The sequence below is a fragment of the Listeria farberi genome (genome assembly GCF_014229245.1).
Lineage (GTDB): Bacteria > Bacillota > Bacilli > Lactobacillales > Listeriaceae > Listeria > Listeria farberi.
Genome location: NZ_JAARZJ010000007.1, coordinates 43,285 through 57,072 on the forward strand (window position 1 = coordinate 43,285; position 13,788 = coordinate 57,072).

Annotated in this window: 13 protein-coding genes; 1 reads left to right on the plus strand and 12 read right to left on the minus strand. The window is 38.1% G+C overall.

All coding sequences use genetic code 11. The features are described from left to right. Nucleotides 1-49 precede the first annotated feature (49 nt). On the plus strand, nucleotides 50-145 hold the full coding sequence (gene prli42 / locus HCB45_RS07555) for a stressosome-associated protein Prli42 (RefSeq protein WP_003722501.1): 96 nt from the start codon (nucleotides 50-52) through the stop codon (nucleotides 143-145). Between the two features lie 157 nt (nucleotides 146-302). Here the strand turns inward: prli42 and HCB45_RS07560 are convergent, their stop codons facing one another. The 12 genes from HCB45_RS07560 to HCB45_RS07615 form a co-directional block, all read right to left on the minus strand. Next, nucleotides 303-1,553: a dihydrolipoamide acetyltransferase family protein gene (locus HCB45_RS07560; RefSeq protein ID WP_185607738.1), complete on the minus strand. Its 1,251-nt coding sequence runs from the start codon at nucleotides 1,551-1,553 to the stop codon at nucleotides 303-305. 30 nt (nucleotides 1,554-1,583) lie between these two features. Then, nucleotides 1,584-2,567, minus strand: coding sequence for an alpha-ketoacid dehydrogenase subunit beta (locus HCB45_RS07565; protein ID WP_185318704.1), 984 nt, complete (start codon nucleotides 2,565-2,567; stop codon nucleotides 1,584-1,586). A gap of 16 nt (nucleotides 2,568-2,583) precedes the next feature. Further along, a complete protein-coding gene (locus HCB45_RS07570) occupies nucleotides 2,584-3,579 on the minus strand; it encodes a thiamine pyrophosphate-dependent dehydrogenase E1 component subunit alpha (protein ID WP_185607737.1) in 996 nt (331 codons plus the stop codon). Between the two features lie 24 nt (nucleotides 3,580-3,603). Next, complete coding sequence (lpdA, locus tag HCB45_RS07575; protein WP_185318702.1) at nucleotides 3,604-5,031, minus strand: dihydrolipoyl dehydrogenase; 1,428 nt, start codon at nucleotides 5,029-5,031, stop codon at nucleotides 3,604-3,606. A gap of 15 nt (nucleotides 5,032-5,046) precedes the next feature. Beyond that, nucleotides 5,047-6,114 carry a butyrate kinase gene (gene buk / locus HCB45_RS07580; protein WP_185318701.1) on the minus strand — a complete coding sequence of 356 codons (1,068 nt, stop codon included), beginning with the start codon at nucleotides 6,112-6,114 and terminating at the stop codon, nucleotides 5,047-5,049. Between the two features lie 136 nt (nucleotides 6,115-6,250). Further along, the gene (locus HCB45_RS07585; RefSeq protein WP_185318700.1) at nucleotides 6,251-7,117 is read right to left on the minus strand and encodes a phosphate acyltransferase; all 867 of its coding nucleotides are present in this window, start codon (nucleotides 7,115-7,117) and stop codon (nucleotides 6,251-6,253) included. Between the two features lie 127 nt (nucleotides 7,118-7,244). After that, the gene (recN, locus tag HCB45_RS07590; protein WP_185318699.1) at nucleotides 7,245-8,936 is read right to left on the minus strand and encodes a DNA repair protein RecN; all 1,692 of its coding nucleotides are present in this window, start codon (nucleotides 8,934-8,936) and stop codon (nucleotides 7,245-7,247) included. Nucleotides 8,937-8,958: 22 nt separating this feature from the next. Then, nucleotides 8,959-9,408: a transcriptional regulator AhrC/ArgR gene (gene ahrC, locus HCB45_RS07595; protein ID WP_003722493.1), complete on the minus strand. Its 450-nt coding sequence runs from the start codon at nucleotides 9,406-9,408 to the stop codon at nucleotides 8,959-8,961. A 190-nt stretch (nucleotides 9,409-9,598) separates the two neighbouring features. Next, nucleotides 9,599-10,423 carry a TlyA family RNA methyltransferase gene (locus HCB45_RS07600; protein WP_185318698.1) on the minus strand — a complete coding sequence of 275 codons (825 nt, stop codon included), beginning with the start codon at nucleotides 10,421-10,423 and terminating at the stop codon, nucleotides 9,599-9,601. Continuing rightward, nucleotides 10,420-12,339, minus strand: a complete 1,920-nt coding sequence (gene dxs / locus HCB45_RS07605) for a 1-deoxy-D-xylulose-5-phosphate synthase (RefSeq protein WP_185318697.1) — start codon at nucleotides 12,337-12,339, stop codon at nucleotides 10,420-10,422. The genes HCB45_RS07600 and dxs overlap by 4 nt, the downstream gene beginning before the upstream one ends. 167 nt (nucleotides 12,340-12,506) lie before the next feature. Beyond that, complete coding sequence (locus HCB45_RS07610) at nucleotides 12,507-12,707, minus strand: cold-shock protein (protein WP_003719639.1); 201 nt, start codon at nucleotides 12,705-12,707, stop codon at nucleotides 12,507-12,509. Nucleotides 12,708-12,905: 198 nt separating this feature from the next. After that, nucleotides 12,906-13,787 (minus strand): polyprenyl synthetase family protein, encoded by an 882-nt coding sequence (locus HCB45_RS07615; RefSeq protein WP_185318696.1) that lies wholly within the window; start codon nucleotides 13,785-13,787, stop codon nucleotides 12,906-12,908. Nucleotide 13,788 lies beyond the last annotated feature (1 nt).

The following is a 13,788-nucleotide window of genomic DNA, read 5'->3' on the forward strand; positions in this document are numbered from 1 at the left end:
GTAAGATAGATATATCTGAAATGCTTTATGAGAGGAGTTTTCTTCCGCAATGACTAATAAAAAAGTAGTTCGCGTTGTCGTTATTTTAATGTTAATCGCGATTGTATTATCAAGTGTTTTAACCGGGGTATTAATGTTTTTATAAATATCCGACGTCTGGGCCGATTCGGTTCAGACTTTTTTTATTTTTCTCCTCAAAAAAAGAGCAGCACCCGAAAGTACTACCCAAGACATCTAGGGAGTTTAGGGGTATGGATCTAGATGTACTAAACAATACCCGCTAAACCTAGATTAAAACATTTTTAATACAATGCTGTATTTTCTTTAGAAATTTTTTCGACATTGGCTTTAATTGCTTGTAAGAATTTACCAGCTAGTAAGCCGTCTAAAATACGGTGATCGATGGATAGACATAGGTTCACCATATCTCGTACAGCAATCATGTCGTCAATAATGACAGGACGTTTAACAATCGATTCCACTTGAAGAATTGCTGCTTGGGGATGATTAATAATGCCCATTGATTGAACAGAGCCAAATGAACCTGTACTATTTACAGTGAAAGTACCGCCTTCCATATCGACTTGACTTAGTTTACCAATACGCGCTTTTCCAGCAAGTTCACTTATTTCGCGAGCAATGCCTTTAATGGATTTTTCGTCTGCATTTTTAATAACTGGAACATACAATAAATCGCCAGCTGCGATAGCTATCGAAATATTAATATTCGCATGTTCGATAATTTTATCGCCTGCCCACGTGCTATTAAGTTGCGGGAATTCTTTCAAGGCTTGCGCAACGGCTTTAATGAAAAAGGCAAAATAGGTTAACGAATAACCTTCTTCTTTTTTAAAGCTATCTTTAACTGCATTACGGTAACGAACAAGGCCAGTTGCATCTACTTCCAACATCATCCAAGCATGCGGAATTTCTTGTTTACTTACGCTCATATGTTTAGCAATGGCTTTTCTTACGCCATTGATTGGGATTTCTTTATCGCCAGCTGCAGAACGAACAGGTGCAGCAGTTGGTGCTTTTTCTTGTGCTCTGTTTGTTGATTCCTCTGGTTTAGTAGCTACTGGTCCGTTTTCAATGACTTGAAGTAAATCTTTTCTTGTAATTCGGCCACCCTTACCTGTGCCTTCTACAGTGGATAAATCAATATTGTTTTCACCAGCAATTCGCAGTACGGCGGGTGAAAATCTCCCACTAGCTGGTGCTTCTGCTAATTTCACTTGTTTTGTTTCTTGTTTTTCTGGGGCTTTTGCTTCTGTTTGTTCTACTTCTTCAGCAGGATCAGAATTTCCTGCATCTGCTGTTTCAATTGTACAAATAATCTCGCCCACTTCAAGCGTTTCATCTTCTTCTGCCAAAATTTCTTTAATTGTCCCGCTAAAAGAAGATGGGATTTCTGCTGTTACTTTATCTGTTAAAACTTCCGCGATAGCATCATATTTTTCGACTGTATCGCCAGGTTTAACTAACCATGAACTAATCGTTCCTTCTGTTACACTTTCCCCTAATTTGGGCATGGTGATTTTTTCAACTGCCACGGGTCTTCACTCCTTTAATTTAAAACGGGTCTAAAATTCCGCTAATTCTTTCATTGCATCCGCAACTTTATCTGGATTGATCATAAAGTGTTTTTCCATCGTTGGTGCAAAAGGCATTGCTGGTGTATCTGGTCCTGCGAGTCTCGCAATCGGGGCGTCTAAGTCGAATAGACAGTGTTCCGAAATAATTGCCGCTACTTCACTAATAATACTTCCTTGCTTATTATCTTCTGTTACAAGAAGTACTTTGCCAGTTTTTTTGGTTGCTTCTATAATTGCTTCTTGGTCTAATGGATAGATTGTCCGTAAATCAAGAATATGGGCTTCCACACCATCAGCTGCTAAACGTTCTGCAGCTTGTTGGGCAAATTGAACAGCAAGTCCGTAAGTAATAACTGTAATATCGTCACCTTCACGAACAACATTTGCTTCACCAATGGGAACAATATAATCCGTTTCAGGTACTTCGCCTTTTAGTAAACGATAAGCACGTTTATGTTCAAAGAAAAGAACTGGATCATTGTCGCGAATCGCTGCTTTTAAAAGTCCTTTTGCATCATACGGGGAAGATGGTACGACAATTTTTAAACCAGGTTGTCCAAAAAACACTTTTTCAACTGATTGAGAATGATAAAGTGCTCCGTGTACCCCACCGCCAAAAGGTGCACGAATAACCATTGGGCAAGACCAATCGTTATTAGAACGGTAACGAATTCTGGAAGCTTCTGAAATGATTTGGTTAACAGCCGGCATAATAAAGTCAGCAAACTGCATTTCTGCTACTGGACGGTATCCATACATCGCCGCTCCGATTCCGACTCCGGCAATCGCGGATTCAGCAAGTGGTGTATCAAGAACTCGGTCTTCACCAAACTCATCATATAGGCCAGCAGTTGCTTTAAATACGCCCCCTTTTTTTCCTACATCTTCACCTAAAATAAATACTTTATCATCGCGCTCCATTTCTTCTTTAAGCGCCATTGTTATTGCATCAATATATGAAATGACTGGCATTCAAATTCCCTCCTAATCAGCTATTCGCTTCTTCATCGTATACATAAAGTAAAGATGATTCTGGCTCAGCGTATGCTGCACTTTCCGCGTAATCGGTCGCTTCATTAACTTCTTTAGTAATACTTTTTTCGATTTCAGCAATTATTTCTTCTGTTAAGTAACCTTCTTCAAGTAATTCTCTTTGAAAAATTTTCAGTGGATCTTTTCCTTTTGCTTCGTCTACTTCTTCTTTTGAACGATAGCTACTGTCATCGTCATCAGAGGAATGTGGTGTGAAGCGGTAAGAAACCGTTTCGATTAATGTTGGTCCTTCGCCATTTCTTGCTCGATCGGCCGCACGTTTAAAGGCAGTATATACCTCTCCCATATTTGAGCCATCTACACGCTCACCTGGAATACCATAACCGATTGCTCGGTCCGATAGTTTTTCTGCAGCATATTGTTTTGATGCTGGTACAGAAATCGCATATTGGTTATTGTGAATAACGAAAACAACTGGCAACTTATGTACAGATGCGAAGTTGATTCCTTCATGGAAATCTCCTTGGTTAGAAGATCCTTCACCTGTTGAAGCATAAATTGCAATGTCATCGCCAGCCATTTTCGCCGCAAGACCAATACCTGCTGCGTGTGGAAACTGGGTAGTTACAGGTGAACTTTGTGTCACGATGCGGTTTGATTTTTGACCAAAGTGAGCTGGCATTTGACGACCACCAGAATTTGGATCTTCCGCTTTAGCGAACGCAGATAACATAATATCTTTTGCTGTCATCCCAAATGCTAACACCACTGCTAAATCTCGGTAATAAGGTAATGCGTAATCTTTATCTAAATCAAAGGCGAATGCTGCGCCAATTTGTGCTGTTTCTTGTCCTTGTCCAGAAATGGTAAAAGGAATTTTGCCAGAACGGTTAAGCAACCACATACGCTCGTCTAGTCTTCTTGCCATTAACATTGTTTCATACATTTTAATTAATTTATCTTCTGTTAATCCTGCTTCTTTTAAAGTCATTTTTGTTCCTCCTTTAAAGCTGTATTACCCATGAATTGCATTACCATCCACAGCAAGGGCAGCTTCTCTAAAACTTTCTGATAAAGTTGGGTGTGGGTGAATGGTGTTGCCCACTTCCCACGGCGTTGCATTTAAAACTTGTGCTAAAGCGGCTTCGCTAATCATGTCTGTTACATGAGGGCCAATCATGCTTACGCCTAAGATATCCTCTGTCTTTTTATCTGCAATAATTTTAATGAAGCCATCTGATTCTCCGTAAACGAGTGCTTTCCCGATACCACGAAAGAAAAATTTACCTTTTTTCACTTCATGACCGCGTTCTTTTGCTTGTTCTTCTGTGATACCGACACTTGCGATTTCTGTAGAAGTATAGATACAGCGGGGAACTAGGTCGTAGTCAAGTTTTTCAGTCGCTTTTCCAACAATATGGTTGGCTGCAATCGTTCCTTCTTCCATTGCAACGTGCGCAAGTTGAATCGTTGGAATGCAGTCACCAATCGCGTAGATATGACTTTCTTTCGTTTGATAAAAATCATTTACTTGGATAAAGCCATTTTCGGTCGCGATATCCGTGTTTTGTAGACCAATATTTTCTGTATTAGCTGAACGACCGACAGAAACGAGAATTTTATCTGCTGTGAAAGTTTGTTCTTCGCCCTTAATGATTGCTTTAATTTCTACGCCAGTCTCTGTTTTTTTATAACTAGCTGCTTGAACTTCAGCAGATGTATGCATGTTTAATTTTTTCTTTTTATAAAGTCTTGCTAATTCTTTGGACACTTCTTTATCTTCGGTTGGTAAAATTCGGTCTGCATATTCAAGTACCGTAACTTCCACACCAAAATCATGCATCATTGACGCCCATTCCATCCCAATAACTCCACCACCAACAATAATAATTGATTTTGGTAAAGTTTCCAGATTGAGAGCTCCATCAGATGATAAAACATTTTCTTCATCAATGCTTAAGCCATTTAATGTACGTGGTTTAGAGCCCGTTGCAATAATTAAATTTTTAGGAATTAACATTTCATTTTCAGAACCATCTTCAAATTCGACTGAAACCGTTCCAGCTGTTGGTGAAAAGATAGATGGTCCTAAAATCGTTCCCGTTCCAACAAACAAGTCGATTTTTCCTTGTTTAAATAATTGATGGATTCCTTTTTCTAATTGATCAACTATTTGCTGTTTTCTTTCTTGTGCTTTTAAAAAGTTGATTCCAGCAGTTCCTTCTACAGAAACACCAAATTCACTTGCTTTTTTCACCGTTTGCAGAACTTCGGCTGACCGTAATAATGCTTTTGTTGGAATACAGCCTCGATGAAGACAAGTTCCTCCAACTTTTCCTTTTTCCACTACTGCTACTTTTTGGCCATTCTTAGCTGCCTGGATTGCTGCGACGTATCCGCCTGTTCCTCCACCAAGAATAACTACATCATATTCTGTTGCCACATTATCTCCTCCTTTTTAATACACTTTTTCTTTCTCAAGACCAGCAAGTACACGTTGCACACCACTATTTAGCGCTTCTAATTCGTCTTCTCCTGGTTCTATAATTACACTAGTTATCCAGTTTGTTTGCTCGATAATTTTACTTGTAAAAAGTTGACTTCTCGCAAGTCCGCCAGTTAAAATAATGGCGTCAATTTTACCTTGTAAGACAACAGAACATGCGCCAATTTCTTTGCTTACTTGATAAGCCATAGCATCAAAAGCTTCGATAGCTTTCTCATCTCCTGCTTGTATTTTCGCTTCCACTTCTAACATGCTGTTGGTTCCTAAATATGAAACCATTCCCCCACGGCCAACAATCAGTTCATGTAACTCACGTTTTGTCCATTTCCCGCTAAAACACGCTTCTAGAAAATCATTCATCGGTAATGAACCAGAACGTTCCGGACTAAAAGGACCATCCCCATCTAGTGCATTATTCACATCCACTGCTTTTCCTTGTCGATGAGCGGCGACCGAAATTCCTCCACCAAGATGTGCAATAACAAAATTCATTTTTTCATATTCTTTTCCTAGCTTTTTGGCAATTTTTCGACCTGCCGCTTTATGATTTAATGCATGAAAAATACTTTTCCTAGTAACAAAAGCATTTCCAGATATTCTTGCAATTTCCTGCAATTCATCCACGACAACCGGATCCACAATAAAACTAGGTATAGCAAGTCCATCTGCTATTTTTTTCGCAAGCATTGCACCTAGATTCGAGGCGTGCTCTCCGTATTTATTATCTTTTAAATCATCTATCATTTTCTCTGTAACCATATATGTACCGCCAGCAACTGGTCGAAGTAAACCACCTCTTCCAACTACCGCTTGTAATCTCTTTACATCATAACCATGTGCATCAATCACTCGACGTAGAACTTGCCACCTAAAATCAAATTGTTCCTGTACATCATTAAAGTCGGCTAGTTCTTGCAATGTGTGTCTGACGGTTTCTTCAAAAAGTACTTTATCGCCATGGTAAACAGCGAGTTTGGTAGACGTGGAACCAGGATTTATGGTTAAAACATCAAAAGACATTTGCTTTCCTCCAAATTTAATTGTGAAAAATGCAGTAGGTTATCATTTTCCCATGGACTATTGTAACACGTAGGTTGTAATCAAATAAAAGCCTTTGCATTCAGATTGTTAAAGTCCGTCTATTCACATTATTTCATCATTTCTTAACTAGTCTTACAGTCAGTATGAATGAAGCTAATTTGTTTTCAGGTGTATCATTTCTTGAAGAAATAACAATAGGTACTTTCGCTCCAACGACTGCACTGCCAACTTTAGCTCCTGCAAAGTAAACTAACGATTTGTAAAGTGCGTTTCCAGTTTCAATATTAGGCGCTATTAAAATGTCTGCTTCGCCGGCTGAACTATCCGTTATTCCTTTATGGAGAGCTGCTTCTTTGGAAATAGCTACATCAAGAGCTAACGGACCTGTGACAGCTATCTTATTTCCGAAATACTGCACAACTTCCTGCGCTTCTAATGTAGATGGCATTTTTGCTGTAACTTCTTCTACGGCACTAAGTAGAGCAATTTTAGGATTAATGATACCGATTTGATGAGCTACTGCTACAGCATTTTCTGTGATAGCAATTTTTTCCTTTGTTTTTGGTGCTACATTCATGGCGCAGTCGGTTATTAGTAATGGTTTGTGATAAGCAGGAATATCAAAAATGGCAATTTGGCTCAACAATTGGTCCGTACGAAGGCCATTTTCTTTTTTTAATACATGGTGCATCAATGTAGCTGTTGGAATGAACCCTTTTACTAAAATGTCTGCCTCTTTATTTTTCACAGCTAAAATGGCGCCTTGTGCTGCCGCTTCTGCTGTATCCGTTTGAATCCACGTAACACTTTCGTTCGCCGTTAAGGTTTTGTCTTCTTTCTTACCAAATAAAAGAAATTTACCTAGTTTTTGTTTTAATGCAAGACGAATGGTTTCTAATACTACTTCATCATCCGCGCCAGCTACTGCAAAAACAAATGAACTTGTTTCTGCTACCTCTGAAAAAAATCTATTTTTTATCATAAAAACAACTCCTTTATCACACAAAAAAGCCGCATTTCGAATTAGTAGTTGTTTTTATGACCAGGTAATAATTTCTACCTTATTCATTTTAAGCAAAAACTATTCGATATGCAAGCAATTTCGTTTTTTAATATGTTTGTTTTACTTTTTCCGCTTGTTCAATCATTTCTTTTGCATGTTGTTTTGTTAGTTCTGTCACTTCTATTCCAGCAATCATTCGGCTAATTTCTTCTACTTTTTCTTCTCCTTTTAGCACTGTAACAGAAGTCGTTGTGCGTTTGTTTTGGACTTTTTTCGTAATATAGTAATGGTGATTTGCCATTGCTGCAACTTGAGGCAAATGACTGATACATAGTACTTGCGAGCCGACTGAAACAGCATAAATTTTTTCTGCAATTGCTTGACCGACGCGACCACTTACCCCCGTATCTACTTCATCGAAAATAATCGATGTAATGCCTTGATGTCTAGAGAAGATAGTTTTTAAAGCTAACATCATTCTAGATAACTCTCCGCCAGAGGCAATTTTTGCTAATGGTTTTAAGGGCTCTCCTGGGTTGGTCGACATATAGAAAACGACACTATCTTGTCCTGATTCTGTTAGTTCCATTTTGTTTGCTTCAAAACGCACACTAAAAATGGCTTTCTCCATATAAAGTTGATTTAATTCTTGTTTAATTTGTTTTTCTAACGTGATTGCCGCTTTTTTACGGATATCAGTGAGTGCAGTTGCTTGTTTTGTTAGTTCTTTTTTGAGTGTAGCTAATTTTGTCTCTAAATGACCTACATGCGATTCACTATCTGTTAGTTTTTCCATCTCGCTGCTTATTTCTTGTTCGTATTGGATGATATCTTCAATTGTTTTACCATATTTGCGTTTTAATTGGTTTAAATCATTTAAACGCGATTCAATTTGATTAAGTTCTTCTGGCTGGAATTCGAGTTGATCAAGCGATTGTCTAATTTGGCTCATGCTATCTTCTAACATATAGTAACTAGAAGAAATGGCCTCACTGACTGCTTTATAATCCGTATGAATACTTGCAGCTATCTCCATTTGACGCATCGCTTCCCCGATAAATTCAAGCCCGCCCGGCTCGCCTTGAATTGCCGCATAAGCACCTTGTAAATTTTCGTTAAGTTTTTCAAAATTAGCCAAGATGTTTTTTTGTTCTAATAAACGATCTTCTTCACCAGCTTGCAAATTAGCATTTTCAATTTCTTGTTGTTGAAAACGAAGCATATCAAGCCGTTGTGCTAATTCTCGCTCGTTTTTTGTCCAATTTTGCCATTCTTTCTCAATAGTTTGATATTCTTTAAAATTAATTTGGTACTTCGTTAGTTCTGGCTTCATTTTGTCTGAAGCAAACCGATCAAGTAACGATAGATGAAACTCCTCGTTCATCAATTCCTGGTGCTCATGCTGACTATGAATATCTATTAACTTCGAACCGATTTGGCGTAATAGAACAGTAGTGACAAGTTTCCCATTGATTCGGCAACTATTTTTCCCTGAGCGAAACAAGCTGCGTTCTAGGACGACCATATCATCTGAAGCATCTATTCCATTCTCTATTAAAGCATTTCTACAAGCAAGGTTATCTTCTGCTAACGCAAAAAGCCCTTGAAGTTCTAGACGTTCCTCTCCGTGACGGATAAAATCAGCTGATCCGCGTCCGCCAACAAGAAGACCAAGCGCATCAATAATAATTGATTTACCAGCGCCGGTCTCCCCAGTTAGTACCGTCATCCCTTCTTGAAAAGTTAAAGAAAGCGATTCGATGATAGCAAAGTTTTTAATTGTCATTTCTTGAAGCAAAATCTTTCACCTCCAACCATTTTTAAAGCATATCTATAAAACGATCTGTTAATGTTTTTGCATTTTCTTCCGAGCGACAAATAATTAAACATGTGTCATCTCCACAAATAGTTCCAGCTTTTTCTGGCCAGTCCAAGTTATCGATTAGCGCACCAACCGAGTTTCCATTTCCTGGCATTACTTTTAAAATAATCATAAATTGCACATTATCAATCCCAATAAAGCAATCAATCAAAGCGCGTTTTAATTTTTGATGTGGGTTAAAACTATTATCGGCAGGTAGACTATATTTGTAGCCGCCTGTTTGTGTTGGAACTTTGACAAGATGAAGTTCTTTAATATCACGGGAAACAGTTGCCTGGGTGACTTTAACATCGCGTTCTAATAGAAGTTCTACTAAATCTTCTTGCGTGTCAATCTCATTAGATGTAATCAATTCTCGAATAATAATATGACGATGACCTTTATTCATTCCTTTTTCACCTCACGATAATTTTCTACTTACATCTTATCCGAAAAAACGCATAAAGTCACGGAATTAGTGCAAATTTATGCAAGAAAAGTTTCTTTAATACTTTATACATAGGAAATACATTGCAAAACAGGCAAAAAGAGCATGGTAAACGCAAAAACCGGAAAACATCACTGCTTTCCGGTATACATTATTTATCTAATTTAGTATGCGCTTTTTCGATAAGTTTTGCAATCGCATCTGGTTCCAAATGGCTTATCCCAGTTTCCCCGCCAGTCCATTTAAGATGCGCAATAAATTCGATGTTTCCTTCTCCACCAGTAATAGGGGAAAAATCTAGCCCCATTAAGTCATAACCATTCTCAAGTGCAAATTGAACAATATGTTCAACTACTGATGCATGTACAGCTGGATCACGAATAATTCCTTTTTTACCGACCTGCTCTCGTCCCGCTTCAAATTGTGGTTTGATTAGTGTCATCACATCACCGCCAGTTACAAGCACGTTTCTAAGTACAGGCAAAATTAATTTAAGTGAAATGAAAGACACATCAATAGTTGCAAAATCAGCCAAGCCTTCTACAAAGTCAGCTGGTGTTACATGGCGAAAATTAGTTCTTTCCATCACAGTGACACGTTCGTCGTTGCGAAGCTTCCATGCGAGCTGATTATAGCCAACATCCAGCGCGTAGGAATGCCTTGCCCCGTTTTGTAGAGCACAGTCTGTGAAACCGCCTGTAGAAGCTCCAATATCAAGCATTAATTTGTCTTTCACATCAAAATCAAATACTTGTAAAGCTTTTTCTAGTTTTAAACCACCACGGCTTACATATGGCATTTGTTTTCCTTTTACTTGAAGTTCGCTATCAACAGGGATTTTTTCTCCTGGTTTGTCCACACGTTCCTCTTTCCGGTAAACAATCCCAGCCATAATAGCTCGTTTCGCTTTCTCTCTCGTTTCAAATAAGCCTTGTTCTACTAGCAGAATATCTGCACGTTCTTTTTTTATTGTCATAGTCTCTTCGCCCTTAATTTCTCGCTTTGTGCGAGCATTTCATTTATTTTTAATACTATTCCAGATTTAGAAATACCATATGATTCCAATATTAACGGTACAGAACCATGACGAATGAATTCATCCGGTAAACCAATTCGATGTATAATAACATCCGTATAATTATTCGCCTCCACAAATTCTAACACACTCGTACCGAATCCACCTTTTAATAAAGATTCTTCTACTGTCAAAATAGGAATTTTTTGCTTTAAAATCTGATGCAATAATACCTCATCTAGCGGTTTGATATAGCGCGCGTTAATTACTCCAACATGACATCCTTTTGCCTCTAACTCTTGAGCGGCTTGAATGGCTAATTGAATGGTCGGCCCAAAACTTAAAATAACAGCATCAAGGGGTTGAATAAGCGTTTCCCACTGCCCAATTGGTATAAGTTTGGTTGATTCAACTAAAGATGCACCTGGTCCATTTCCGCGCGGATAACGAATCGCAAATGGACCATCGTTATACGCAAAAGCAGTATCCATTAATTGCTTTGCTTCTATTTCATCTTTTGGCATCGAAATAATCATATTCGGGATACTATTCAAAAAAGAAATATCAAAAACACCTTGATGTGTTTCGCCATCAGCTCCTACGAGACCAGCTCGATCAATCCCAATTACGACATTCAATTTTTGTCGACAAACATCATGTACTAGCTGGTCATAAGCTCTTTGTAAAAAGGTAGAATATATCGCAAGGAACGGTTTCATTCCCTGTGACGCTAAACCTCCAGCCATTGTTGTTGCATGTTGTTCAGCGATTCCAACATCAAAAAAACGTTCTGGGTATGTTTTAGCAAACTTTTCTAATTTTGAGCCAACTGGCATTGCCGGCGTTATCGCAACAATACGCTCGTCCGTTGCTGCTAATCGCATTAATTCATTGCTAATGACTGAACTCCATGATAACGTCTTCTTAACCGGCTTAATAAAACTACCTGTTTCAACTTTATAGGGACCTGTACCATGCCAGGTGCCGCGAGAGTCTAATTCAGCTGGCTGGTATCCTTTACCTTTTTTTGTGACGATATGAAGCAATACAGGCCCTTTTGTGCGTTTGGCAAATTCCAAGTTAATGATAATGTCTTCTAAATTGTGTCCATCAATGGGTCCCAGATACATAAAACCTAGTTCTTCAAAAAAAGTTCCTTCTACAAGTAAATGTTTTATGCTATCTTTTGCTTTCTCGGCTGTATCTGCCAATTTTTCACCAGCAGTAGGGATTTTTCTCATTAGTTTATCTAAATTCGTTTTGGTTTGCTGAAATTTATTAGAGGTTCTTAATTTCCCAAGAATGTTGTGGAGTGCACCTACATTTGGTGCGATGGACATATCATTATCATTTAAGATAACAATCATATCCTTACCCATATCACCAATATGATTTAAAGCCTCTAAAGCCATGCCACCTGTTAGCGCACCATCGCCAATCACTGGAATTACATAAAAGTCCTCTTTTTTAATATCTCTAGCAATAACCATTCCTGCCGCTGCAGATAAAGAAGTGGAACTATGGCCCGTTTCAAATACGTCATGAATAGATTCTTTTCGTTTTGGAAATCCGTCTAAGCCGCCATGCTCACGTAAAGTATCAAATTGGTTTGCCCTTCCAGTTAGGATTTTGTGCACATAAGACTGGTGACCAACATCCCAAATAAACTTATCTTTTGGACTATTAAAAGTATAATGCAACGCAATTGTTAGTTCTACCACACCAAGGTTAGGACCGATATGCCCACCTGATTTGGAGGTAGAAGTAATTAAAAAAGCGCGAATATCCGCCGCAAGTGCTTCTAATTCTTGTATATCCAATTGCTTCATAAAGGAAGGATCCTTTATTTTTAAAAGATCCAAATAAAAACAACTCACTTTCCAAAGAACCGCTCGCATTCATGCGCGCAAGGACTTTTTTTCTTGATTAATTGTTCTTATTATAGCAAACAATTGTCGTTAAACCAAACAACGCAAAATAATTTTTGGCAAATAAAAAAGCAAATCACCGAAATGATTTGCTTTTTCTTATTCAAAAAATAGAATTACGCTTTTTGAACGTTAGCTGCTTGAGGTCCGCGTTGGCCTTCTTCAACGTCGAAAGTTACTGCTTGACCTTCGTCTAAAGATTTGAATCCGTCGCCTTGGATAGCGCTGAAATGTACGAATACATCGTCACCGTTTTCGCGTTCGATAAAACCAAATCCTTTTTCTGCGTTAAACCATTTTACTGTACCTTGTTCCATGTTCATGTTCCTCCTCGTGTGTTATGCACACTAATTATTTACTATTCTTGCTTAACGGCACGAGATGGAAAGTTGTTCACAATCGTATCTTTCACCCACAAAAATAATCTTACATTAGTATAACACGGTATTTTAGGAAAAGCAAATCAAATTGAATTATATATGTGAAAATTTTTTGAAATTACTAGATAATTAAGATTAATATTCTCTAAGTGCGATTAAATCAGCAATTTCCAAGAGAATTCCATCATCAAAATCATGCCCTGAAAGCGCTGACTTTGCAATCGTAACATGCTCATTTAATGCCCTTTTGGCACCATCAAGCGTGAGTAATCCGGGATAGGTACTTTTATTCAGAAAAGCATCCCCCCCTGTCTTTTTGCCCATTTTAGTTTCATCACCAATTACATCTAAAATATCGTCGCTAATTTGAAACCCAATCCCAATATTTTCTGCAAAAATTCGTAAACGTTTCGTTTGTTCTGGATCAGCTCCTGCAATTTTTGCAGCGGCGGTTACAGCATAAATTAATAATTGACCCGTTTTTCGTGCATGAATGGATGATAGCTCTTCTAACGTCACTTGATTGTTTTCCGCTTCCATATCTGCAAGTTGACCGCCAACCATTCCTTCTGCACCGCTACTAAAACTGAGTTGATTAATCAAAGCAATTCGTGTTTCAAAAGATAAATTTTCATCTCTAGCTAAAATAGAAAAAGCAAGAGTTAGCAATGCATCTCCTGCCAAAATCGCAGTTGCATCCCCAAAAACTTTATGATTAGTCCATTTGCCGCGACGATAATCATCATTATCCATTGCTGGTAAATCATCATGAATAAGGCTATACGTGTGGATCATTTCTAATGCTGTTGCTGTTTTTACACCTAAAAGCGGATTTACCTTTAAAGCTTGAAGTGTAGCGAAAACCAGCATTGGTCGAATCCTTTTTCCGCCTGCTTGAACAGAATATAACATAGATTCTTTTAATTTAGGCTCGATATTTCGCTCGCTTATTTCTATAAAAAGCGACTCATCAATTACTTTTTTATATTTTTCTAGAAAAAGACTTAAATCTTGCAAA